This window comes from Serratia sp. CY40230, assembly GCF_052168835.1.
GTDB lineage: Bacteria > Pseudomonadota > Gammaproteobacteria > Enterobacterales > Enterobacteriaceae > Serratia > Serratia nematodiphila.
Genome location: NZ_JBJNLX010000001.1, coordinates 105,597 through 130,108, shown reverse-complemented (window position 1 = coordinate 130,108; position 24,512 = coordinate 105,597). Strand labels below are relative to the sequence as shown.

Here is a 24,512-nt window from a genome sequence, read left to right as displayed (position 1 = left end):
GTCGGATCGCAGAGCCTCGCTCTGGTCACAAACTAATCGTAGTTGAAGGCGTTGGTTTTTTTAAGCGATGGCTGTGATAGATGAAAGTTTGCACGCAGGCGAAAAAAAGGCCCGTAACGGGCCTGTTGTCGAGCGGCGCGTTCGCCGCTTATTTGCGTCCCAGCAGGAAGCCGAAAACGATGCCGACCGCTGCCGCAACGGCCACGCCGGCCAGCGGGTTGGCTTCCACCTGCGTTCTTACGCTGTCCGCGGCGTCTCGGGCGGCATAGCTGGCCTGGGAGGCGTATTTGCGCGCCGCGCCGCGCACCTGATGCTCCGGCGAATCAACGGCTTTGCCGAACGCTTCTTCTACCGCGCCTGCGGCTTCATTGGCTTTGTCTTCCGCTTTTCCAAACATGCTGCTCTCCTGTTCCTTGTGGGATAATGAACCCTAAGCCTAGCAGGCAAACGACGTTTTTTGCAGCATTCTGTGCGTTATAAGAGCAATCCGAGCAGAGAAAAGTCTTGCCGGGCGCGCGGTGGCGGCTTCACCCGCGCGGCTTTTTGTGTTCTATTGGCTAGCGGTTTAACCGGGTACCGTTAACCTTTGACCGATTCGTTGAGTTGAAAGGACTCCCCATGTCAGTACTGCGTATTCTGGCGCTGCTCGCCGCGACTGCCGCCGCGTTGCCCGCTCAGGCTAAGCCTGCGCTCCACGGGGCGGCGGCCGGAAACGGCATTCGTTGGCAATCTTGTCTCAACAGCGGCTTTCAGCGCTGGTTCGATGAGGCGCCGCCGCCGGGGCTGCGCTGCGGCTATCTCGAGGTGCCGCTGGCGTACGCCACGCCGCCCGCTCATGCGGCGCAGGCGGGCGAACAGACCGTGCGCCTGGCGCTGACCCTGCTGCCCGCCACCGGGCCGAAAAAGGGCAGCGTGGTGACGATCAGCGGCGGGCCGGGCCTGCCGGGCATCAACCCCTATTTAGGCAACGACGCCCACGTCGCCAGGCTGCGTAAATCCTACGACATCATCGGTTACGATCCGCGCGGCGTCGGCCAATCGACGCCGAAAATCTCCTGCCAGCTGGCCGAAGGTGACGAACTCCCTGAACCGGACGACAACGACGTGGCCGGCGCGGAGAACCAGACGCGCGCCCTGATTGCCGCCTGCATCAAACAGACCGGCGCGGACGTGCTGCAACATATCGGCACCGACGAAGCGGTCAACGATCTGAATGCGATCCGCCACGCGCTGGGCGAGCCAGGGCTGACGGCGGTGGCGTACTCTTACGGCACCAAGGTGGCGGCGCTGTATGCCGAGCGTTTTCCGAAGAAAACGCGCGCGCTGGTGCTGGACGGGGTGGTGGATCTGGCTGAGGACGATTTCACCCAGCGGTTGAACCAGGAACGGGGTTTCCAGCAAAGCTTCCTGCGCTTCGCCGCCTACTGCGGTAAAACCGACAGCTGTCAGCTGGGCGGCGGCGCCAATCAGGCGCTGCAGCGCTATCACGCCTTGCTGCGCAAGCTGCACGAGCAGCCGTTCGTCACTGCGGCAGGCTATGAAATCTCCGCCGACGACGTGCTGACGGTCACGCGTTCGCTGTTATTGTGGCCGGAGCGCTGGCATGAGCTGGCCACCGTGCTGCGCCAGCTCGATGCCGGCATCGCCGGGCAGCAGGTTTCCGATCTGATCGACGAAAGCTATTCGCCGGATGCCGATGACGCCCTGAACGTCATCACCTGCGCCGACGTCGCCAACCCGACGGCCGATCCGCAGCAGTTGCGCCGGCAGCGGCAGGAGATCAATACCGCCGCTTTGTATGCCCACTATCTGCCGCTGCACGAATACCCGCTGGAAATGTGCGATCTGTGGCCGTACCGCGGCAAAGATCGGCCGCACACCCCGGCGGCGTCCGCCGCGCTGCCGCCGCTGCTGTTCGTCGCCCAGCGCTACGATCCGACCACCCCGTACCGCAATGCGCAAGTGATGGCCGCCGCCTTTAAAAGCCCGCTGATCACCCGCGAACGCGACGGGCATACGCTGGCGCTGAACGGCATCGACAGCTGCGTTGACGAAAGCGTGGTGGATTATCTGCTGGCGCCGAAAAAGCCGCGCCGTGACAAGATTTGCCGCTGAGAAGGCCGGGGAGCAGCCCGGCCTTAAGTGAGTCAGCCGGCGAAAATATGCGCCTGGCCCATCACGTTGAGAGTGACCTGAGAACCGGGCAGCAGGCCTTCGCGGCTGACGGTTTTGATCTCGATTTGCGCGCCGCCGGCGACCATCCGCAGGTTGAGCGTAGAGACGAAGCCGGCGAAATCAATGTCGGTGATCACCGCCTGGCCGCGCTGCGCCGGATCGGACAAGCCGATTTGAATCTGCTCCGGGCGCAGCATGATGCGCGCCGGGCCGCTGCGTTGGCGATCGTCGACGGCGATGCGCCCCAGTGCGCAGTCGGCCCAGCCGTGCGCCAGTTCGGCGGTCAACACCAGCGTTTCGCCAAGGAAGCTGGCGGTCGGTTCATCGACCGGGCGCAGATAAAGATCCTGCGGCGCGCCCACCTGCGCCAGCCGGCCATTGCGCATCACCGCCACCTGATCGGCGAACGACAGCGCCTCGCTCTGATCGTGGGTGACCAGGATCGACGCTACTTTGGCCTCCGTCAGCAGTTCGGCCACCGCTTTTCGGGTGGCGGCGCGCAGGCCGGTATCCAGCGCCGAGAACGGCTCGTCCAGCAGCATCAGCCGGGGTTGCTGCGACAGAGCGCGCGCCAGCGCGACCCGCTGCTGCTGCCCGCCGGACAGTTCATGCGGCCACAGGGCCGCCAGACGGCGATCCAGCGCCACCATCTCCATTAACGCCTCGATGCGATGCTGTTTCTCGCGTTTGCTGCCCTTGAGACCAAAACCGATGTTGCCGGCGACGGTAAAGTGCGGGAACAGCGCGCCATCCTGCGGAACGAAGCCGATGCCGCGCAGATGCGCAGGTACCCAGCCGCCGCCGTTGCCCATGGCTTGCCCCTGCAGCAGGATCTGGCCGCCGTCGGGGATTTCAAAGCCGGCGATGATGCGCAGCAGAGTGGTTTTGCCGGAGCCGGAAGGGCCGACGATCGCCGTGCGGCTGCCGGCGGTAACCTGCAGGTCAATGTGTTCCAGCACTCTGATGGCGTTGTAAGATTTTCCGATACCGTGCAGTTCGAGCGTGCTCATAGTCCCGCCGTGCGTTTAGATTGAGAATAAAGAAGCCAGGTGAGCGGCAGCGACAGCGCCACCATAATCAGCGCATAAGGCGCGGCGGCGACGTAGTCTATCTCGCTGGTCAGCGCCCAGAAGCCGGTGGCCAGCGTGCGGGTGCCGTTCGGCGCCAGCAGCAGCGTGGCGGTCAGTTCATTGGCGATCGCCAGGAATACCAGCGCCGCGCCCGCAGCGGCGCCCGGCGCCGCCAGCCGCAGCGTGGTGCTCCACAACGCCTGCGCCGGCGATTTACCCAGGCTGCGCGCCACGTTTTCCAATTCCACCGGCGCCTGCGCGATACCGGCGCGCAGATTGATCAGCGCCCGCGGCATAAACATCAGCAGATACGCCAGCAGCAGGGTGATTTCGGTCTGGTAAATCGGCCGGAAGCTGTGAATGGTGATGGTCACCAGCGCCAGCGCCACCACGATGCCGGGCAGCGAGCTGGTCACGTAGTTGCAGCCTTCCAGCACCCGATACAGCCGGGCCGGATAGCGTACCGACAGCCAGGCCATCGGAATGGCGCACAGCGTGATCAGCAGCGCGCCGGCGGCGGACAGCGACAGCGTTTGCCACAGCGCGGGCCACAGCTCGGCGTTGCGCCACACCTCGAATCCACCCAGCCACAGCCAGCGGGCCAGGGTGATGAAAGGCACGCCCAACGCCAGCGCAGTCAGCGCGATCGGCAGCAGCAGCGCCAGCGCGGCGAGCGGCGGCGAAAGGCGGCGCGGCGTTTGGCTGCGGGCGCTGCCGGAACCGACGCGGGCATAGCGTGCGCGGCCACGGCTTATGGCCTCAAGCAACAGCAGCCCCAGGCAGCACAGCACCAACACGCCGGCCAGCATGTTGGCCGCCGGGCCGTTGAAGGTCGACTGGAACTGATCGAAGATCGCGGTGGTGAAGGTATCGAAACGGATCATGGCGTACAGGCCATACTCCGCCAGCAAGTGCAACGCGATCAGCAGCGAGCCGCCCCAGACCGCCAGTTTCAGTTGAGGCAATACCACGCGGAAAAACACCGCCGGCGGCCGGGAGCCGAGTGAGGTGGCGACGTCCTCGATACCGGGATCCAGGCGGCGCAGCACGGCGGCGGCCGGCAGGTAGATAAACGGAAAATAGGCGAGCACCGAGATGAAAACGCCGGCGCCCAGGCCGTGCATCGACGGCACCAGACTGATCCAGGCATAGCTTTGCACAAAGGCCGGCACCGCCAGCGGCGCGGTCGCCAATACCGCCCAGAGACGCCGGCCCGGCAGCGTGGTGCGTTCGGTCAACCAGGCCAGGGCCACCCCCAGCACGGCGCAGATCGGCAGCGTCAGTACCACCAACAGCAGGGTATTCAACAGCAGTTCCGCCACGCGCGGGCGGAAAACCAGAGCTTTGACCGTTTGCCAGCCGGTTTCAAACGCCACGCCGATAACGAATCCCAGCGGCAACAGCGCCAGCAGCGACAGCAACACGGCGCTGACCACCACGATCGCCCCTGGCCGCGGGTGACGGGGGACAACAGAATAACGCCGCGCGGTCTGCGCGGCGTGGGTACTCAGGTTTGACATAACGATCAAAAACTCTCGGTTTGCCGGCGGGCCTTACAGCAGGCCGGCCTCGGTCATCAGTTCGACAACTTTCTTACTGTTCAACTGCGCGGCGTCTACCTTCGGCGCGTCCAGATCTTTCAGCGGCACCAGTTTCGGGTTGGAGGCCGCGCCGACGCCGACGGCGTATTCGAAGGCATTGTTGGTGCGCAGGATCTCCTGGCCCTGTTTGCCGGTGATCCACTTGATGAACGCCTGCGCCTGCTGCTGATGCTTGCTGGAAGCCAGCACGCCGCCGCCGGAGATGCTGACGAATGCGCCCGGATCCTGATGTTTGAAGTAATACAGCTTGATGTTGTTGCTGTTCTCGCCGGTTTTCGCGCCGTCCACGAACGGGTAGTAGTGATAGATCACGCCGCTGTCGATCTGGCCGGCATTGACCGCTTTCATCACCGTGCTGTTGCCTTTATAGGCGGTAAAGTTGGTTTTCATCGCTTTCAGCCACGCCAGCGTGGCTTTCTCGCCTTTCAGCTCCAGCAGCGCGCTGACGATCGCCTGGAAATCGGCGCCCGACGGCGAAGCGGCCCAGCGGCCTTTCCATTCCGGCTTGGCCAGATCCAGCAGTGATTTCGGCAGCTGCGCGTCGCTCAGTTTGGCCGGGTTATAAACAAATACGGTAGAGCGGGCGGCGATGCCGATCCAGCGGCCGTGGCTTGGGCGATATTGTGGTTCCACCTGCGCCAGCGTGGCAGCGTCCAGCGGGGCGAACAGCTTGGCGTTATCCACCAACACCATTGCCGGGGAGTTTTCCGTCAGGAACACGTCGGCAGGTGAAGCGCTGCCTTCCTGTACCAGTTGGTTGCCCAGTTCGCTGTCGCCGCCGTTGCGCAGCGTCACCTTGATGCCGGTGTCTTTGGTAAATCCGTCGACCCAGGATTTCACCAGATTTTCATGCTGGGCGTTATAAATAACGATGCCCTGGTCGGCGGAGGCCGCCTGAGCGCCAAAGGCCAGCATCATCGAGGAGGCGAGCAGGGCGACGGGGCCGAGAGATGAAATACGCAGCTTCATGCAGTTATCCTTTTTAGCGTTCGAATGAAGAAAACGAATATCGCCTGGCGAGCGCAAGCAGGCCGATTTTAGCCAAGAACATCAATAATGATAGTGAAAACGATTCGTATTAAATTATTTTTGACGATCGCTCACAAAATGAATTGCCCTAAGGATAAGTTAAGCTTCGGCTGGAATAATCTGTATTGATTGCCTGAATTTATGTCACCGCCGGTTCACGGCGTTCCTGACGGCAATGCCGGTCTCCGCGTTTATCCTCGTGTTTTTCATCGTTCTGTCGCCAGTACTTCTTTGATAATGAAAGAAATTCAACACCGCTTTTGGTTATGACTCATAGCGATTAATGATTTAATTTATTCCACTGCCTCATTGCATATTAAACGCGATAAAACACTAATCAGGGATATCGACGTGAAATATTCATTTAATGGCAAGAAACTGGCTGGTTTAATCCTCCTGGCTTTTAACGCTACGGCTGCCCATGCCGCCGAGGTGCCGGCAGGCGTTAAACTGGCGGCGGTGCAAGAACTGGTGCGCGCCAACGGGTATGAACCGGCGACGCTGGATCCAAACCTGGCCGAAAGCAATGTGGAGTTCTACATCTTCAACGATCTGTTCGAAGGCTTGCTGCGCGTCGGAAAAGACGGTGAAGTGATCCCGGCACTGGCGCAGACGTGGGAGCATCAGGGCAACGTCTGGACTTTCCATCTGCGGCCGCAGGCCAAATGGTCGAACGGCGATCCGGTGACCGCCGACGATTTCGTTTACAGCTGGCGGCGCCTCACCGATCCGAAAACCGCCTCGCCGTACGGTAGCTATCTGGCTTCGGCCTACGTGCTGAATGCGTCGGCGATCAACGCCGGCAGCAAACCGCCGAGCGAGCTGGGCGTTAAGGCGCTGAATGCGCACACTCTGCAGGTGACGCTGTCGGAGCCTAATTCCTATCTGCTCAAGCAACTGGTGCATTTCCCGGTTTTGCCGGTTAACCGCAAGGTGGTGGAGCAGTACGGCAAAAACTGGACGCAGCCGGCGCACTTTGTCGGCAACGGGGCGTTCCGCCTCAGCCAGTGGGTGGTCAACGAAAAGGTGGTGGTGGAACGTAACCCGCAGTATTGGGATAACGCCAATACCGTGCTCAACAAGGTCACCTTCTTGCCGATCCAGGGCTTCCCGGAAGTGGCGCGTTTTCGCGCCGGTGAGGTTGAGCTGGGGTATACCACGCCGCCGGAGCTGTATCAGCAGCTGAAAAAAACGCTCGGCGAGCAACAGCTGGTGACCTATCCACTGCTCTCCACCAGCTATTTCGCCTTCAACAACCGCCAGGCGCCGTTTAACGACGTGCGGGTGCGCCAGGCGCTGAACCTGGCGCTGGACAAAGAGATTATCGCCGGCAAAGTGTTGGGATACGGCCAGCAGCCGGCCTGGACCTTTACCCCAACCGGGGCGGGCGGCTATAGCCTGCAGCCCGGCGCCGCGGCCGGTTTGACGCCGGAACAACGCCACGCCCAGGCGAAGCAACTGCTGGCGCAGGCCGGATTCAACGCCGAGCATCCGCTGCGCTTTACCGTGTTGTACAGCAATGACGCCACCATCAAGAAGATCGTCATCGCCGCCGCCGCCATGTGGAAAAAGAACCTCGGCGCAGAGGCCACCTTGCAAAGCCAGGAGCGCAAAGTCACGCTGGACAATATCAACCGCGGGCAGTACGGCGTGGCCTTTACCCGCTGGCTGGCGGATTACAACGATCCGTCTACTTTCCTGAACGTGTTCCGTTCCGACAGCAGCGAGAACAGCCCCAAATACCGCAATCCGGAGTACGATCGCATTCTGCATCAGGCGACGGCGGCGCCGACACCGCAGCAGGTGCAGCAGTATTTCCAGCAGGCCGAGGCGGTGCTGGCCGTCGATACGCCGGTCGCGCCGGTGTACTACGAAGCCAACGCCACGCTCATCAAACCTTACGTGAAGGGGATCGACTTTACTCGTCAGGGCGCCTTATACGATAAAAACGTCTACATTCTCGAACACTGAAAAATAAAAAACGGCTGATTTATATCAGCCGTTTTTATAAATGGCCGTTTAATTAAAATTATCCTAAATACTCCATAAACGACGGGCAATCTTTTCTTCCCGCCGGATAAAACAACGCCTATACTGCGCCGGTAGTTTATATGCAGTATCTCGTTTGGCGAGGCTCCTATACAAACACAGGTTACTGATCTGACGACATCGAGAGATGCCCAAGGTTAAGACAGGCTTTATCGGATTAAGGTTTAGCCCAAAGTAACTTCCGAGCAACAACTCGGATACGTTGTATAGTGCTAAAACCTGGACGCGGAGATAGGCAGTCTGCACTCCCTCTGTGGTTACGCCCCTATGCGATTCGCTGTTGAAGTTCACAACAGAAATAGGGACTGACAAAATGATCAAGTCACATCAACACTATTCTTCTCCGGCGCTGAACGCGACTGAAACTCTCGACGAGACTTCGGTCGCCGGTTATATGAACGCCGATTTTATTACCGTTCCCGCAACGATGACGGTCAATCATGCCCGGGAATATTTACTTTCGCAGCTCAAAACGGACGAAATTCCCAGCCGGGTATTTATTACCGCGGACGATTATCATCTGCGCGGCACACTGTCGGTGAAAAAACTGTTGCAGTGCGAAGAACAGGATAAAGCCGTCGGCGTAATGATGGATTACAGCTATTTCCAGGTTTCGCCCGACGATGACCGCAACGACGTGGCGCATCTGCTGGGCAAAGGGGGGCTGGACGTGGTGCCGGTGGTGGCCAATAACACGCTGGTCGGCGTACTGGGCGAGCGTGAGATCGCCCAGCTGGTCGAGGATGAAAACACCGAGGATGCACAACGCCAGGGCGCGAGCCTGCCGCTGGACAAGCCTTATCTGGAGACCAGCCCGTGGGCGCTGTGGCGTAAACGCTCGGTGTGGCTGCTGATGTTGTTCGTCGCTGAAGCCTACACCGGCAACGTGCTGAAAGCGTTTGAAGATCAGCTCGAAGCGGCGATTGCGCTGGCGTTCTTTATCCCGCTGCTGATCGGCACCGGCGGCAACAGCGGCACCCAGATCACCTCGACGCTGGTGCGCGCCATGGCGCTGGGCGAGGTCAGCCTGCGCAACCTGGGCGCGGTGATCCGCAAGGAGGTCACGACCTCGCTGCTGATCGCCGTCACCATCGGCCTGGCGGCCTGGGTGCGCGCCTGGATCATGGGCGTCGGCATGGAGGTGACGCTGGTGGTCAGCCTGTCGCTGGTGGCGATCACCGTGTGGAGCGCCATTGTTTCGTCGATCATCCCGATGCTGCTGAAACGTCTCGGCATCGATCCTGCCGTGGTGTCGGCGCCGTTTATCGCCACCTTTATCGATGGCACCGGCCTGATTATTTATTTCAAAATCGCCCAGCACGTTTTGGGTATTTAAACCGCTCCGCCCGTAAAGGGCGGAAATGTGACAAACCTGAGGAGGACGTTAAAAACCATGGACGCCGACCAACCCCGACATTTAACGCAAGGGGATTTTATCGATAACATTTAACCTGAGGACAAAATAATGGGAAACATGACTATTTTTATGGGATTCCTGGCAATGATCAGCTCGCTGGGCCTGTTGGCGGCCTATATGAGTACCAAATGGGATGATTGATGAACGCTAAAGATCCGCCTAGATGCATCCTCCCCGTAACCGCTATTTATTATGGGGAGGATTTAGCGGCGCGCTGAACGCGCGGCCTGATACGGGAGTTGATAATAATGACGATTCTTATTCTGGGATTGCTCTACGCCATTTTAATGATTTCGGTGGGGGTGAATGAGATTTATTTTTATTCCACCGGGAAATCCAATTTTCTTACTAGCCTCATGCTGACTTTCTCTGGCAGTATGCTGCTGATCGCCTTTGTCTGGCAATTATCCTCTAAAGTAAAAAAATAAATCACCGTCCGAATGTGAGCAGCATCATGCAAAATGAAAAACAGGCCGTGGCCAGAAACTCGATGATCGCCAGCGGGTTGCTGGCCACGGGCAAATTCGTCGCCGGCATTTTTACCGGCAGTATTGGCCTGATATCCGAAGGGATCCACTCTTTCACCGATTTTATCTCCACCAGCATCACCTGGCTGGCGGTGCGCATCAGCGATAAACCCGCCGATGACGATCACCACTTCGGCCACGGCAAGGTGGAAAACCTGGCGGCGCTGTTCGAGGTGTTGCTGTTGCTCGGCGCCGCCGGTTGGATCGTCTACGAGGCGGGCAGCAGCCTGCTCGGACAACCGCATGAGATCGTCGCGGCGCCGGTGGTGATCGCGGTGCTGCTGATTTCCATCTGCGTCGATTTTTTCCGCGTGCGGGCGCTCAACCGCGTCGCCAAGGCGACCGACAGCGCGGCGCTGGAGGCGGATGCGCTGCATTTCTTCTCCGACATGCTTTCGTCCGGCGTGGTGCTGCTGGGCATGGTGTTTGTGCTGCTGGGCTTTGGCCGTGCGGACGCCATCGCCGCGCTGATCGTCGCCGGTTTTATCTTTGTCGCGGCAATCAAACTGGGTAAACGCTCCTTCGACTCGCTGATGGATGCCGCGCCGGCCGGAGCCACCGAGGCGATTCGCGCCACGCTGGACAGCTTCCCGGCGGTGCTGGCCTGCGACAGCGTGCGCATTCGCAACGCCGGCGCCGTACTGTTTGTCGAGATCACGGTGGCGGTGTGCCGCACCTTGCCGCTGGAGCGCATCGATGCGTTGAAGCGAGAAATCGTCGAACGACTGCGGGAGCAGTATGCCAAGGCGGAGTTTACCGTCATCGCGGTGCCGCAGACCCGCAGCGACGAAGACATGGCGACGCGCATTCGGGCGATCGCCGCCAATCACGGCGCGCAGGTGCAGAACGTCACCTTGCAGCAGTTGCCGACGCACATGGCGATCGGCATGGATCTGGCGGTGCCGGCCAACGCCAGCGTGGCGCAGGCGCATGATATCGCCACGGAGATAGAAGGGATCCTGCGTCAGACGATCGGCGAGGACACCGAGATAGAGACCCATCTGGAACCGCAGACGCCGCACTGGCTGGCCAGCGAGGATGTTTCCGCCGCCGAGCTGGCCGATATCCGGCTGATTTTGCAGTCGGCGCTGGAGCAGGGGGATAAGGTGCAAGACGTCCATAACATCCGGGCGCGCAGAACCGACGGTGGCATCATCGTCAACTTCCACTGCCGGGTGTCGCCGGCGGTAACCATCGCCGCCGCGCACGATGCGGTCGATCGGGTCGAGCGGCGGCTGCGCGCGCTTTATCCGGCCATCTCACGCGCGATAGGGCACGTCGAGCCGATCAAGCCCGGCGTTTGAATCAGCTCGGCCAATTGCGGATAGAGCGCCGCGTTGGCCAGCAGCAGCGGGTTGCCGCGCCGCAGCCCGTTATTGTTCATGAAGTCGTTCGCCACGCCGCCGGCTTCGCGCGTCAGCACCAGCCCAGGCAGGCTGTCCCAGGCGTTCATATGCGGTTCGTAATAGCCCAGCAGGCGCCCGGCGGCCACCTGGGCGGTCATCAACGCGCCGGAGCCGCTGCGCACAAACATGCCGCCCGCCTGCAGCAGGCGACAGAGAAAACCGCTGAATTCCGCCGCAGAGGCGCGCGGTGATATCCCGACGCCCATCACGCCATCCGCGACGCTGCGCCCGGCATGCACGCCGATCGGTTCCCCGTTGAGGAAAGCGCCTTGGCCGCGGCAGGCGCGGAACATCTCGCGGTGGTTGGGATCGTAGACCACGCCGATCGTTGGCTCGCCGTCGATCACCACGCCTATCGCGATACACCAGGTATGCAACCCGTTCAGGAAGCAGGCGGTGCCGTCAATCGGATCGACCACCCAAATACAGGCGGCGTTATCACCGCTGCCGCCGCTCTCTTCGCCGAGAAACCCGTCCTGGGGAAATCGGCGGTTGATCATACGGCGGATCAGCGCCTCGACGCGGCGATCGGCTTCGCTGACCACGTCCTGCAGGCCCTGTTTAAACTCGACGGCCAGACTTTGCCGGCGCTGATAAAAGCTGAAGGCGAGATCGGCGGCGGCGCGGGCGATCTCACGCGCGAAGCGGTAGCGCGCCTCGATGTCCCGTGGAGAGAGTGACGTCATGGCAGGCAGTATTCCAAACAAAGTTTAGTGTGCAGGGTGCCATAGTCAGATGACAATACGGTGTCTATTCCTGCTTGATTTCAGGTTTGATTTAATTTATTTACTTTACTGTAAAGTAAATTTAATTATTAAACGTACCATCAAAGCATCCGTCAGCAAGATAATCAGAGGGGTCAGGCATGCTAGCGCATTTTTTCATCTTTCGACCGGTGTTTGCGGCCGTGCTGGCCATCTGCATTATGGCAGCGGGTGTTCTGGCGCTCTGGACATTGCCGATTGAGCAATATCCCGACATCGCGCCACCTGGTGTCACGGTGACAGCCAATTACCCCGGTGCTTCGGCCAAAACGGTAGAGGACAGCGTGACTCAGATTATCGAACAACAAATTAAAGGCATCGATGGCCTGTTGTATTTCTCATCAACCAGCAGTTCGGCGGGCCAGGCTCGCATCAGCCTTAGCTTCGAACAACAAACCGATCCGGACATTGCTCAGGTTCAAGTGCAAAATGCGGTCAATCAAGCAACGTCGCGATTGCCGCAAGAAGTGCAGCAGCAAGGCATCACTGTGACTAAATCGCAGGGTGATAGCCTAATGGTGGTTGCCTTGTACGACACGCAAGGCCGTATGGACAGCGTTGATATCAATGATTTTCTGGTCAGTTCGCTGCAAGATCCGCTGAGCCGGGTGGATGGCGTCGGGGAGACGACGGTGTTTGGTGCCCAATATGCTATGCGCATTTGGCTCAATCCGATCAAACTGAGCGGCTATGGTTTGATGCCGTCTGACGTGCAGGTCGCCATAGAAGCGCAAAATGCCCAGGTCACCAGCGGTGAGATCGGAGCCTTGCCTACGATAGAAGGCCAGTCGTTGAACGCGACCGTGACCGCACAATCGCGGCTGGAAACGCCGGAACAGTTTGAGGATATTATTCTGCGTACCAATACCGACGGTTCGGCGGTGTATTTGCGCGATGTTGCTCGTGTTGAAATCGGGGCGGAAAACTATCAAAACCAAACGCGCCTCAATGGTCACCCGGCGGCGGGTATTTCGATTCAGTTGGCTTCCGGCGCCAATGCGCTGGAGGTGGCAGAGCGGGTACGGGCCGAAGTGAATCGCAGGGCCCCGCAGTTTCCACCGGGGTTGCAGGTGGCTTATCCCCGAGACAGCACGCCGTTCGTACTGGTTTCCATTGAAGGCGTCGTACAAACGCTGTTGGAAGCGATCGCGCTAGTGATTGTGGTGATGTATCTGTTTTTGCAAAATTGGCGCGCCACGCTGATCCCCACCATTACGGTACCCGTAGTGTTGCTCGGCACTTTCGGTGTTTTGGCGCTGTTGGGTTACAGCGTAAACACCTTGACACTGTTCGCCATGGTGCTCGCGATCGGCCTGTTGGTAGATGACGCGATTGTGGTGGTTGAAAATGTTGAGCGCGTGATGGAGGAGGCGCAATTGTCACCGCGCGAGGCGACGTTGCTTTCGATGCGGGAGATCAATGGCGCTCTGATCGGCATCGCGCTGGTACTTTCGGCGGTATTTATTCCAATGGCATTTTTCGGCGGTTCAACCGGGATGATCTACCGACAGTTTTCCATCACGCTGGTCGCGGCTATGGTGCTGTCGGTTTTAGTTGCGTTGACCTTGACGCCGGCACTGTGTGCCGGTTTGCTGAAACCGCCGGTGCACCGGCCGCGCAGCCGTTTTTTTCGCGGCTTTAACCGCCTGGTGGAATACGGGCAGCGGCGTTATGGACTGGGATTGAACCATGTGATGGCGCGCAAGGGGCGTTTTTGCCTGTTGGCGCTGCTGCTGGTTAGTTTCATGATCTGGCAATATCTGCGTATGCCTACCGGTTTTCTCCCGGTTGAGGATCAGGGCTCGGTAATGGTCCAGTTTTCTCTGCCGCCAGGTGCCCCGATGGCCAGAACGCAACAGACTGCTGACGCTATCGCCGACTATTTCATGACCGCCGAGCGGGACAACCTGAATGTAATCTTCATGGTTGTCGGGCGCAATAACGCCGGCAGTGGTCAGAATGTCGGTATGGCGTTTGCCGAACTGAAACATTGGTCGCTACGCAGCGGTGATGAAAATAACGCGCAGGCGATTATTAGCCGCGCCAATCGCCATTTCAAAAGCTATCGTGACGCGCAGATCAATGTGTTGTCGCCGCCGGCGGTGCGCGGGTTGGGGCAGTCCAGTGGATTTGAATTGTGGTTACAAGATCAAAACGGCGTCGGGCATGACGCGCTGCAAGCTGCTCAGAGGCAGGTGATCGCCGCCGCTACCGAAGATCCGTTGTTAACGGCGGTGCGCATAAACGGCCTCGAAGATAAAGCGCAATTGCAGGTCGATATCGACCAGCAAAAAGCTAGCGCACAAGGGCTGCAGCAGGCTGACATCACCAACACGCTTTCTGCCGCATGGGGAGGCGCTTATATTAACGATTTTATCGATCGCGGCCGCGTGAAGCGGGTCTACATGCAGGGGGATGCGGCCTGGCGCTCGGCGCCGGATGATATCGATAGTTGGTTTGTACGTGGTGAAAGCGGCAGCATGGCGTCCTTTGCCAGCTTCGCGACTACGCGTTGGCTCTCAGGCCCACAAATGCTTCAGCGCTTTAACGGGCTGTCGGCCACGCAGTTACAGGGGGCGGCAGCCGAGGGAGAAAGCTCCGGCACCGCGATGGCGCGTATGCAGAGTATCATCGGCGATATAGACGGCTACCGCCTTGAGTGGAGTGGGCTCTCATATCAGGAGCAATTGGCCGCCGGGCAAACACTGGTGGTGTATCTAGCCTCGGTGTTGTTCATTTTCCTCTGTCTTGCCGCGCTGTATGAGAGTTGGTCTATTCCGTTGTCTGTGATGCTGATCATTCCCCTCGGGATTATCGGAGCCGTTGTTGCCGCACGCCTTGCGGGGTATGAAAACAATATTTACTTCCAGGTGGGAATGTTGACGACGATTGGTCTGGCGGCGAAAAACGCGATCCTGATCGTCGAGTTTGTTGAAACACAGCTAAAAACGGGATCCGCTTTGTTGCAGGCGACATTGGAAGGGGCGCGATTGCGTCTGCGGCCCATCGTGATGACTTCATTGGCGTTTGTCGCTGGTGTAATCCCGCTGGCGCTTTCTGTCGGTGCCGGGGCCGCCAGCCGGCGCGAAATCGGTATTGCTGTGATAGGCGGCATGATTTCTGGCACACTGCTGACATTATTGTTCGTACCGCTGTTTTTTGTTCTGACTAAACAAGGGTTGGCACGACTTAAAGCGCGAAAATGAGCCTCTGGGCAGGGGAGATAATATGATCAACCGTCAACCGGGAAGGCCGATGAAGGCCAGGCCCCGGATACTGGAAACCGCCAGCGTTCTGTTTTTGCAGCAGGGCTTGGACATCTCTTTGGACGAGATAGCCAACGAGGCGGGAACCACCCGTCAAACCTTATACAATCATTTCCCGAGCAAGGATGCCTTGGTGTTGGAGACGTTCAACCATCTTATCGAAAAGATGCAGCCGCCAATTGCCACCATTCTGACACAGGAGAGTGTGGATTTACCGCAGGTGTTGGCACGTTTCGCCTCGGTGGTTCAGGCGCATTTTTTCAGCGTTGAGAACGTGCATTTTCAGCGGTTGCTGGTGCAACTGCTGTTGCAGAAACCTGAGTTGTACGCCACGTTGCGCGAACGCAATGCCGGGCGAGTGCTTCAGGCGTTAGCGAGGATATTGGAACAGGCGCGGCAGCATGGGCAAATCCAATTTGTCCATGCGCAGCCGCAGGCGATGGCATTTCTGGGCGCGGTTATGGGGTATCCGTTGCCCGCGGTTTTGCTATCCGACCAGTGGCCGACGCCGGAACAATTGCAACAAATGACCGAAGCGGCTATCACCGCGTTTCTTTTGGCCTGGCAATATTCGCCGTCTGCCATTACCGAATAACGAAAGAGAACGTGAGCCTGGTGCTTTGTTGCATATGTAGAGCCTCGGCTGGTATCGCCGCCCGCCAAAACGCCAGCCCGCGCGGATTATCCTGGCTGACCGACAGCGACCAACCGCCGGGATGCTGCGCGAACAAGGCGCGGGCAGCCTGTTGTCCAAGCCCGTTGCGTCGCCATTCGGGCTTGATGTAGAACTCCGCCATTTCGACGGTGGCGCTATCGAGACGCCTGACCAACGCGAACCCGGCCGTTTGCCGATCGCTCAACATCAAATAGGGGTAGCGGCCGGCCTCGCGCCAGTAGAGCGGCAAATAGGGGTAATCCCCATCGACGCCCAGCTCGCGAAGGCAATCGGACAGCATGGCCGCCAGCAGCGGGCGCTGCGCGAGTGAGGCTTGCTCAAGGGAAAATGCCATGTCGCACTCCGTCAAAAAACAGGCCGCCGGATGGCGGCCTGTCAAGATTAACCCAGACTCAACCGGGCGGTGATGTCGGCAATCTCGCGGCGCCAACGCGCCTGAAGCTCCGGTTTTTGATGCTTCGGTTTACGCGCCAGGTCGGCCTCCAGTTTGCTTTCGAGGGCAAACAGGGCGGTCAGCAACGCCTCTTCGCCTTCCAACTGCGGGGTTGGCGTCGGGGCGTCTGCGTTGGCCTCGTGCGCCAGCGCCGGCGTTTCACCCGCCAGACGCTGGTACACCGGCGCCAGATCGTGCCACTCCTCCAGTTTTTGCTGGTCTATCAGCCAAAAGCGGTTGCAGCTCTGTTCGATCAGCATCCGATCGTGGGTGACCAGCATGACGGCGCCGGGGAACTGACGCAGCGTTTCCGCCAACTCCTCTTTGCCCGCCATATCCAGGTGGTTGGTGGGCTCGTCCAGCAGCAGCAACGAATGGTTGGCCAGCGTCAGGCCGACAAACAGCAACCGTGAACGCTCGCCGCCGCTCAGCGAACGGATTTGCTGATGGTGGCGCAGGTAAGGGAACCCGGCGCCGATCAGCGCCATTTTCCGCTGTTCCTCGGTCAGCGGCGCAAACTGCGCCAGCGCTTCGCTCAACGTGTCTTCATCGCGCAGCTGTTGCAGGCTCTGATCGTAATAGCCGATGCGCACGCGCGGATGGAACAGCGCCGGGCGCTGCGTTTGTTGCTGATACTCGCGCCACAGCAGGCGCAACAGCGACGATTTGCCGCAGCCGTTGCGCCCGACGATGGCGATGCGATCGCCGCTTTTCACGCGCAGATGTTCCAGGCTGAACAGCACCGGCGCATCAGGCGCCGGGCGCACCGCCCAGTGCGGCAGCGCCAGCAGGCGATCGGCGTCCAGCGCTTCTCCCTGCAGCCGCAGCCGCCACGGGCTGCCGGCGGTCAGGGTGGTCTGTTCTTCCTTCAACCGATCGACGCGCTTCTCCATTTGCTTGGCCTTGCGCGCCAGATCTTCGTTGTCGTAGACCTTGCCCCAGGTCGCCAGGCGCTTGGCGCTTTTTTCCACCCGGTCGATTTCCTTTTGCTCGGCGTGGCGCCGCTGTTCGTCCGCGGCGTCCTGTTCCGCCAGCGCGGTGCGCGCCGCAGAGCAGGGCAAACGGAAGAACTGCAGCGTTTTGTCGCGCAGGATCCAGGTGCAGTTGGTTACCTGGTCGAGCAGGTAGCGATCGTGCGACACCAGCACGAAACTGCCGGTCCAGTTACGCAAGAACTGTTCCAGCCACAGCAGCGTGGGCAGGTCCAGGTGGTTGCTGGGTTCGTCGAGCAGCAGCAGATCGGGTTGGCGGATCAGCGCGCGCGCCAACAGCAGCCGCGTATGCTGGCCGCCGCTGAGGGTCCCGGCGGTCAACGTCCAGCTCGCCGGTTCAAACCCCAGCTCGGCCAGTAGCGCTTCGCAGCGCCAGCGTTCGCTGAGGTGTTGGCCCGCAGGCAGCCGCGCCAGTACCGCATCCAGCAGGGTGCTGGCGTGCAGCTCCGACGGCAGGTGCTGCTCGATGCGCGCCATCAGACATTGATGTGACAATGTCACCGTTCCGGTGTGCGCAGGCAGGTCGCCGCTGAGAATTTGCAGCAGGGTGCTTTTGCCGCAGCCGTTATCGCCGATCAAACCGATGCGGTCGCCTTTTTTCAGGCTGAAGGAAATCTCGCTCAGCAGGACGCCGAACGCGTTGTCGTAACCGACAGATTGTGCAGACAGTAATGTGCTCATTGCTTACTCAAGAGTTACAGGCATGACAATGCCTATCGTCAAACATTGCTGACGACAACCCGGTAAGCCGGAGGGAAGATCCTGGATTTAGTAAGCTTCGCTCAAGCTGGGTTATCGCAGCGCGATACCGGTAATGCTTGAGCGGCGACGATTACCAAAGAAGTGTGAGTGAAAAACCAATTCACACGTCAGCATAGTAAGTCTCCTTTTGTTGGTTGCAGGTTAATCGGTGGCTGGATTATAGAGCGCTTTATGCCGTATCGCCAGTGTAAAAGCGCCTGAATAATCAGCAAGCTAAGGCGAGCGCGGGCGCGTGGCACACAATGGGAATAATTACTGTATTTCGGCCGACATTAAGCAGCTATTATAATTAGCGTTTATGGTTAAGCGACGGTTCATCCGCCGCCCGTTCGTCTGTCTATCAGATAATGATGCTGAGCACTGAATTTATGTTAAAGCCTCGCCCGTTCCTGCTGTTGTTATTATTGCTGTTGGGTATGCAACTGACGCCGTTCGCCGCCGTCGCCGCCCCCCAGGATGATCCCGCCGCCGAAAGCGCGCCCGATCCCGCTACGCAGCTGAAAGCCGCGCAAAAGCAGTTGGACAGCATGAAGCAGCTGGTTTCCAAAGCGACGACCGACACCCAGCTCAGCAAGCTGCGGTTGGCGACGGACGATCTGGTCGCCAGCATGGATAAATTGTCCGCCGATCTGCAGCCGGTGCAGGAAAAACTGCAGGCGCAGTTGGACGTGCTGGGGCCGGCCCCGGCGGCCGGCGCGCTGCCGGAAACCCCGGCCGTCGCCCAGCAGCGCAATGCGCTGAACAGCAGCAAGAAGCAGTTGGACGATGCGGTAAAACGCGCGCAGGCCATCAAGACCAGCGCATTCGATCTGGGCCAGCAGATCAGCGATCTGCGCCGGGTGGCGTTCAAAACCCAGCTGGCGCTGAACACCGGCAGCATTTTGGGCGTCAAATTCTGGACGCCGGTCGTGCAGCCGTCAGCGGATGACGTGCAGCGGCTGGACCAGTTCAACGCCGAGATGAAAGCGGCCTGGGACGCCAGTTGGCAGGACGAATGGCGGTACGGCTCGCTGGCGTTGCTGGCGCTGGCGGTGATCGTCTGGTCCTGGGGGCGCTATTTGTCCGAGCGTTTCCTCGCCTGGGTCAGCATTCGCTTCCTGCCGGACGGGCGCCTGCGCCGCAGCTTTATGGCCATCATTACCGTGGCGGTGACGGTGATCACCACCTCGATTGCGCTGAACCTGCTGTATTACGTCTTTATCCGCGTGCAGCCGCTGCCGGTGATGCTGGAAGACTTCGCCGAAGGCTTTAACCGTCTGGGGATTTTCTGCGCGCTGATCGCCGGGCTGGGGCGTGCGGCGCTGTCGCTGAATCGCCCGTCCTGGCGTTTGGCTGCGCTGGACAATGAAGTGGCCGCCGGGCTGCGTTACTTCTCGCCGCTGCTGGCCGGCCTGGCACTGGCGTTCGGCACCGTGGAGCTGATCAACAACGTCGTCAGCGCCTCATTGGCCACCACCATCTTCGGCAACGGCCTGGTGGCGGGGCTGATCGGCATGGTGCTGCTGGCGGCGCCGCTGCGCGGCCAGCGCATTCGTCGCCGTCTGGAGCAGCAGGGCGCGCACCTGGAAAAACGCACGCTGGTCGGCGGGCTGGTGCACATCGTCACCCTGGTGTGTTCGGTGGTGATCCTGCTTTCCCTGCTTATCGGCTACATCGCCTTCGCCCGTTTCCTGACCTACCAGCTGATCTGGGTGGTGCTGGTGCTGATGGCGTTCTACTTCATGGTGCTGTTCGCCACTGACCTGTGCGCCGCGCTGTTTTCGCCGCAGACCGTCAGCGGCAAGATGCTGAAGAAAACGCTCAGCTTCAAGGATCGCCATCTGGAGCAGGTGGCGATCATCACCACCGCGCTGGCCAAATGTTCACTGTTGCTGTTGATGATCGTCGCGTTGTTCAACGGCTCGTTTGGCAGCACCACGCCGGGCTCGCTGATGGAGAAAATCGTCTCCATCCTGACCGGCGAAGGCTTGCAGCGTTTCAACATCGTGCCCGGCAACCTGCTCAACGCCGTGATCTGCCTGGCGATCGGCATCTACATCCTGCGGGCGGTGCGGCGCTGGCTGGGCTCTGAGCTGCTGCCGAAGACCATTTCGGACGTCGGCATTCGCGCCTCGCTGGTGACGCTGTTCAGCAATATCGGCTATGTGCTGGTCATTCTGATCACCCTGGCGGCGCTGGGCATCCAGTGGAGCAACCTGGCGTGGATCGTCAGCGCCCTGTCGGTCGGTATCGGTTTCGGTTTGCAGGAGATTGTGAAGAACTTTATTTCCGGCCTGATCCTGCTGACCGAACGCCCGGTGAAGGTCGGGGATATGATCGGCATCGGCGGCGTGGAAGGCGACGTGCGGCGCATCAACGTACGCGCCACCGAAATTCAGCTCAGCGACCGCTCCACCATGATCGTACCGAACTCGCAGCTGATCTCACAGAATGTGCGTAACGCCACCATGGGCAACGCGCAAGGCGTGGTGACCATTGCGCTGACGTTCCCGACCTCGATCGATCCGGAGCAGGTGCGCAATATCCTGCTGAGCGCTTACAACGAGTACGAAACCATTCTGGAGACGCCGGCACCTTACGTGCGCTTCAGCCAGTTGGGGCCGGACGGCATTATCCTGAGCGTGACTGGCTATGTGCCGAGCCCGCGCATGGTCGGCGCTACCAAGAGTGAACTGCTGTTCAATATCCTCAAGCTGTTGCGCGCACAGGAAGTGAGCCTGTCCAGCCCGCAGGAGGTGGTGTTCATGAAGCAGCAGGCGACACGATATCAGGCTAACGAAGAGGAACACTCTTCCTAGTTCTGCCATGAGGCGGCGGGTCGTTTATCAACGGCCCGCCGAACGCGGCTAGTACATCGATGGTTCCACCGATTGCGAGCAGTCGCTGTTGGCGCTGGATTTGGTGCAGGTGTAAGGTTCATTTGGCGATGCCGAAGGCGCATTCGATGGGCCGCCGCCTCCGCCGATACAACCGCTCAGCATCAACGTCAAAAACACGAGAATTATCTTCTTCATCTCACCGTCCTCCATTGCGATTCCTCCTTTAAGTATATGCCGGGAAAGCGAACGGCACCGCTTGCCGCTGCGAACTATACTCCCTGGATGCCGTATTGATGCTCAACCTCGGCGAATGAGGGGAGAAAGATGCAAACCGACGACGATTTGACCCGCTTTGCCGCGCAGGGCGCGCCGCCGTTGCCGCCCGGTTCCAGGCAGGGCTTTGTCGAACACGATGGCGCGCACATCTGGTATGCGGCCTATGGCGCTGATCCGACGCTGATCCTGTTGCACGGCGGCCTGGGCCACAGCGGCAACTGGGGGTATCAGCTGCCGGCGCTGCTGGCCGCCGGGTATGGCGTGCTGGTCATCGACAGCCGCGGGCACGGGCGCAGCACGCGCGACGCCCGGCCGTATCGTTACGATCGGATGGCCGATGATCTGTTGGCGGTGATGGCGGCGCTGCAAATCCCCCACGCCGCGCTGGCGGGCTGGAGCGACGGTGCCTGCGTCGCGCTCATCGCCGCCCATCGGGCGCCCGAGCGGGTGGACGGCGTCTTTTTCTTCGGCTGCAATATGGATGCCAGCGGGGTTAAACCGCCGCCGTCCAGTCTGCTCGTCGAGCGTTGCTTTGCGCGCCATGCGCAGGACTATGCCGCCTTGTCACCGACGCCAGAGGATTTCGCTCCCTTCGTCTCCGCCGTAAGCCTGATGATGAGCAGCCAGCCGAACTATACCGCGCAGGAATTGGCGACCATTCGCGTGCCGGTGACGATCGTTCACAGCGAACACGATGAGTTTATCCGCGCCGAACATGCCGCCTATCTTAGCCGCAGCATTCCCGGCGCCCGTTTGACGACGCTGCCGGGCGTCAGCCATTTCGCGCCGCTGCAGCGGCCCGCGCTGTTCAACCGCGCGTTGCTGGATTTTCTCGCCGATGTGATGTGCCGCAGCCGACGCAAAGAAAATGGGCGCCAAACGGCGCCCAAGGCATGACAGGTTAGAAATCGACCGTCGCCTGCAGGCTCAGGCTGCGCGGTTCACCCTCAATCACGCGTAAATTACCGGCGCTGGAGGCATAGTACTCGCGGTTGAACAGGTTTTTCACATTCAGTTTCAGCTGGGTATGTTTCCCAAGCAGCTTGCTGTCCCAGGCGACAAAGGCATCCGCCACGGTATAGGCCGGCATGGTGAAACTGTTCTCCGGATCGCCGGCGCGGCGACCGACGTAGCGCGCGCCGCCGCCAATGCGCACTTCGCCGGGCACCACCGGCAATGTCATGCGGCGGCTGAGGTACAGGCCGCCCATGTGGGTTGGGGCGTTGACCAGCCGATTGCCGACGTTGTCCGGGTTGAGGTTGTCTTCGACAATTTCGGTCTTGTCGTAGCTGTAGTTGGCGGTGAGATCCCAGTTGCGCGCCACTTCCCCGTTCAACTCCAGTTCGACGCCGGTGGAGCGCGCTTTGGGGATGCTGCGGGTCACGCCGTTGATAAAGATCGACATGTTGCTTTCATCAATGCGATAGAGCGCCAGCGTGGCGTCAAACGCCGGGGTGATCTGCCATTTTCCGCCCACCTCATAGGTGGTGCCGGTTTCCGGCGTGGCGACGTCGCCATTGTCGTCGATGGCGGTGGACGGCGTGAACGAACGGCTGTAGTTGCCGTACAGCGACAGGCTCGGCGTTAGCTTATACACCAACCCCGCCTGTGGCAAAAACTGGTCGTCTTTGTCATTGAGCGTATTTTTCGGTTTCTGGAAACCGTTGCTGTTGTTCTGGTAATACGACTGATAGCGCGCGCCCAGCACCGCGATCCATTGATCGGTGAGATGAATGCTGTCCTTGGCGTACAGCGAACGGCTGAACAGCGTGGCGCGCAGGTTGCTTGACGCGTCGCTGTAGGTGGTGCTGTCGGTGACCGGCGTTTCGCCATACACCGGATCGTACATGTTGAAGGTCTTCGAGACCTTGCCGCGGTAGGAATAGGCCTTGTAGGTCTGATTTTTCTCGTAGTCCACGCCCAGCAGCAGATCGTGCTGCATGCCGAACAGCTGCGGCGAACCGGTCAGATCCCAGGAGTAATAGTGGGTTTGATGATTGAAACCGCGGTTGGCGTCGGCGCGGCGCGAGACGATGCCGGTCGTGGTGTCGACCGCGGTGGCGCGCACTTCGTTGCTGTCGTAACGGCGTTGCAGCCAGGCGTAGTTGAACCGGGTCGTCCAGATCGGATCGAGCGCGTACTCATAATGGGCGTTCAGACGTTTGTTCTTGCCCCAGGCATGGTTCGCGTAGTCATCCAAGCGGCGGTCATAGGGTACATCGACCGGTTTCCCGTCGATAAATGCGGTGCCGCGATCGTAAGGAATGTCGTACTTGTATTCGCTGTAGGCGATGTTAAAGGAAGCCTGGTCGCCGAACCAACTGAGCGAGGGGGCGATCAGCGTGTGTTCGTCGCTGCCGAAATTGCGCCAGTAATCTGCGTGCTGGCGTTCGGCGATCAGGCGAAAGGCGAAGCCGCCGCCCAGCGGGCCGGTCACATCGACGCTGCCGCTGCCGCCGCCAAAACTGTTGGTGGCGCCGCTGATACGGGTGTTCCAGTCATACTGCGGTTTTTTACCGATCAGATTGATGACGCCGCCGGGGCTGAGGATGCCATACAGCAGCGACGCGGAACCTTTCAGGACCTCGACGCGATCGGTGGTGGCGTCCATGCTCAGCCCTTGGTTACTGCGCACGCCGTCGATGAAGATCGAGCCGTCGGAGTTAACCCCGAACCCGCGCTTGACGAAGCCATCCTCCGTGCCGCCGAGCGTGTTGCCCTGGGTGACGCCGCTGACGAACTTCATCGCCTCATTGACGCTTTTGACCTGGAAGTCGTCAATGACCTGAGAGGTGACGACGCTGACCGATTGCGGCACCTCGGCGATCGGCGCGGCGGTCTTGCCGGCGGTCGAGGCGGTGTCGGCGCTATAGCTGCCGGAAGGCTGGGCCGCGGCGGTCACCGTAATGGATTCCTCCGTTTTTGCGCCGGGCACGGCGGCGATCGCCAGCGCGGGGAACAAACCGGCAATCAGGGGCAGCGTGCGAAGAACGTGATTTTTATTTCTTTTAGTGGGGTGGCGAAGAACTGACTGGTGCATATAATTCCATGAAAAAATAATAAATAGTAACGATTATCATTATAATTATCATTTATAGGTTTTGAATAGAGAGGGAATGCCGGTATCCCTTCATTGCGCGATTTAATTTTGCCATTAGGGAAAAAGGCGGCGATTTTGCCGGTAAAAAGTCGGATGGATGGCAATAACGATCGAAGTGACGGGAGGGGCGTGGCAGTTTGTTCGCCGGAA

The 24,512-nt window shown here is 59.8% G+C and carries 19 protein-coding genes and 1 riboswitch; of the genes, 10 read left to right on the top strand and 9 right to left on the bottom strand.

Annotated features, from left to right (window positions below; all coding sequences use genetic code 11):
* Window positions 1-148: 148 nt before the first annotated feature.
* Complete coding sequence (locus tag ACJ8IJ_RS00550; RefSeq protein ID WP_004938127.1) at window positions 149-397, bottom strand: glycine zipper domain-containing protein; 249 nt, start codon at window positions 395-397, stop codon at window positions 149-151.
* A 221-nt stretch (window positions 398-618) separates the two neighbouring features.
* Between ACJ8IJ_RS00550 and ACJ8IJ_RS00545 the strand changes: the two genes are divergently transcribed.
* Entirely contained in the window at window positions 619-2,115 is a 1,497-nt protein-coding gene (locus ACJ8IJ_RS00545; protein ID WP_336955168.1) for an alpha/beta hydrolase, read from the top strand.
* 32 nt (window positions 2,116-2,147) lie between these two features.
* Here ACJ8IJ_RS00545 and ACJ8IJ_RS00540 read toward each other — a convergent pair whose 3' ends face one another.
* From ACJ8IJ_RS00540 to ACJ8IJ_RS00530, 3 genes are read right to left on the bottom strand one after another with little or no spacing between them, the layout of a single operon-like run.
* Window positions 2,148-3,185 carry an ABC transporter ATP-binding protein gene (locus tag ACJ8IJ_RS00540; RefSeq protein ID WP_442518169.1) on the bottom strand — a complete coding sequence of 346 codons (1,038 nt, stop codon included), beginning with the start codon at window positions 3,183-3,185 and terminating at the stop codon, window positions 2,148-2,150.
* Window positions 3,182-4,765 (bottom strand): ABC transporter permease, encoded by a 1,584-nt coding sequence (locus tag ACJ8IJ_RS00535; RefSeq protein ID WP_033640216.1) that lies wholly within the window; start codon window positions 4,763-4,765, stop codon window positions 3,182-3,184. The genes ACJ8IJ_RS00540 and ACJ8IJ_RS00535 overlap by 4 nt, the downstream gene beginning before the upstream one ends.
* Before the next feature lie 33 nt (window positions 4,766-4,798).
* Window positions 4,799-5,815 carry an iron ABC transporter substrate-binding protein gene (locus ACJ8IJ_RS00530; protein WP_099032645.1) on the bottom strand — a complete coding sequence of 339 codons (1,017 nt, stop codon included), beginning with the start codon at window positions 5,813-5,815 and terminating at the stop codon, window positions 4,799-4,801.
* Between the two features lie 411 nt (window positions 5,816-6,226).
* Between ACJ8IJ_RS00530 and ACJ8IJ_RS00525 the strand changes: the two genes are divergently transcribed.
* The 5 genes from ACJ8IJ_RS00525 to ACJ8IJ_RS00505 all read left to right on the top strand — a co-directional run bounded on the left by ACJ8IJ_RS00525 (window position 6,227) and on the right by ACJ8IJ_RS00505 (window position 11,172).
* Entirely contained in the window at window positions 6,227-7,846 is a 1,620-nt protein-coding gene (locus tag ACJ8IJ_RS00525) for an ABC transporter substrate-binding protein (protein ID WP_442518168.1), read from the top strand.
* Between the two features lie 142 nt (window positions 7,847-7,988).
* Window positions 7,989-8,162: riboswitch (M-box (ykoK) riboswitch) on the top strand.
* A 75-nt stretch (window positions 8,163-8,237) separates the two neighbouring features.
* Window positions 8,238-9,260, top strand: coding sequence for a magnesium transporter (locus ACJ8IJ_RS00520; protein WP_154870345.1), 1,023 nt, complete (start codon window positions 8,238-8,240; stop codon window positions 9,258-9,260).
* 129 nt (window positions 9,261-9,389) lie between these two features.
* Window positions 9,390-9,482: a protein MgtS gene (mgtS, locus tag ACJ8IJ_RS00515; protein WP_004938109.1), complete on the top strand. Its 93-nt coding sequence runs from the start codon at window positions 9,390-9,392 to the stop codon at window positions 9,480-9,482.
* Between the two features lie 107 nt (window positions 9,483-9,589).
* Window positions 9,590-9,769 carry a hypothetical protein gene (locus ACJ8IJ_RS00510; RefSeq protein WP_004938106.1) on the top strand — a complete coding sequence of 60 codons (180 nt, stop codon included), beginning with the start codon at window positions 9,590-9,592 and terminating at the stop codon, window positions 9,767-9,769.
* Between the two features lie 26 nt (window positions 9,770-9,795).
* The gene (locus tag ACJ8IJ_RS00505; protein WP_442518167.1) at window positions 9,796-11,172 is read left to right on the top strand and encodes a cation diffusion facilitator family transporter; all 1,377 of its coding nucleotides are present in this window, start codon (window positions 9,796-9,798) and stop codon (window positions 11,170-11,172) included.
* Here ACJ8IJ_RS00505 and ACJ8IJ_RS00500 read toward each other — a convergent pair.
* Window positions 11,115-11,960, bottom strand: coding sequence for an inositol monophosphatase (locus tag ACJ8IJ_RS00500; protein WP_197753149.1), 846 nt, complete (start codon window positions 11,958-11,960; stop codon window positions 11,115-11,117). The two genes, ACJ8IJ_RS00505 and ACJ8IJ_RS00500, sit on opposite strands and share 58 nt — an antisense overlap.
* 179 nt (window positions 11,961-12,139) lie before the next feature.
* Between ACJ8IJ_RS00500 and ACJ8IJ_RS00495 the strand changes: the two genes are divergently transcribed.
* Window positions 12,140-15,244 carry an efflux RND transporter permease subunit gene (locus ACJ8IJ_RS00495; protein ID WP_197753148.1) on the top strand — a complete coding sequence of 1,035 codons (3,105 nt, stop codon included), beginning with the start codon at window positions 12,140-12,142 and terminating at the stop codon, window positions 15,242-15,244.
* 22 nt (window positions 15,245-15,266) lie between these two features.
* Entirely contained in the window at window positions 15,267-15,899 is a 633-nt protein-coding gene (locus ACJ8IJ_RS00490; protein ID WP_265260700.1) for a TetR/AcrR family transcriptional regulator, read from the top strand.
* On the opposite strand, the gene ACJ8IJ_RS00485 is transcribed toward ACJ8IJ_RS00490, so the two are convergent.
* Complete coding sequence (locus ACJ8IJ_RS00485; RefSeq protein ID WP_171403690.1) at window positions 15,889-16,314, bottom strand: GNAT family N-acetyltransferase; 426 nt, start codon at window positions 16,312-16,314, stop codon at window positions 15,889-15,891. The genes ACJ8IJ_RS00490 and ACJ8IJ_RS00485 overlap by 11 nt on opposite strands.
* 47 nt (window positions 16,315-16,361) lie before the next feature.
* Window positions 16,362-18,086 (bottom strand): ABC-F family ATP-binding cassette domain-containing protein, encoded by a 1,725-nt coding sequence (locus tag ACJ8IJ_RS00480; protein ID WP_442518166.1) that lies wholly within the window; start codon window positions 18,084-18,086, stop codon window positions 16,362-16,364.
* Window positions 18,087-18,535: 449 nt separating this feature from the next.
* On the opposite strand from ACJ8IJ_RS00480, the gene ACJ8IJ_RS00475 reads away from it, so the two are divergent.
* Window positions 18,536-20,965: a DUF3772 domain-containing protein gene (locus ACJ8IJ_RS00475; RefSeq protein WP_265260697.1), complete on the top strand. Its 2,430-nt coding sequence runs from the start codon at window positions 18,536-18,538 to the stop codon at window positions 20,963-20,965.
* Window positions 20,966-21,013: 48 nt separating this feature from the next.
* Here the strand turns inward: ACJ8IJ_RS00475 and ACJ8IJ_RS00470 are convergent, their stop codons facing one another.
* The gene (locus tag ACJ8IJ_RS00470) at window positions 21,014-21,196 is read right to left on the bottom strand and encodes a hypothetical protein (protein WP_004938091.1); all 183 of its coding nucleotides are present in this window, start codon (window positions 21,194-21,196) and stop codon (window positions 21,014-21,016) included.
* Between the two features lie 114 nt (window positions 21,197-21,310).
* Here ACJ8IJ_RS00470 and ACJ8IJ_RS00465 point away from each other — a divergent pair, with 114 nt between their 5' ends.
* Complete coding sequence (locus tag ACJ8IJ_RS00465) at window positions 21,311-22,159, top strand: alpha/beta fold hydrolase (protein ID WP_265260696.1); 849 nt, start codon at window positions 21,311-21,313, stop codon at window positions 22,157-22,159.
* A 4-nt stretch (window positions 22,160-22,163) separates the two neighbouring features.
* On the opposite strand, the gene ACJ8IJ_RS00460 is transcribed toward ACJ8IJ_RS00465, so the two are convergent.
* The gene (locus ACJ8IJ_RS00460; protein WP_442518165.1) at window positions 22,164-24,302 is read right to left on the bottom strand and encodes a TonB-dependent siderophore receptor; all 2,139 of its coding nucleotides are present in this window, start codon (window positions 24,300-24,302) and stop codon (window positions 22,164-22,166) included.
* Window positions 24,303-24,512 lie beyond the last annotated feature (210 nt).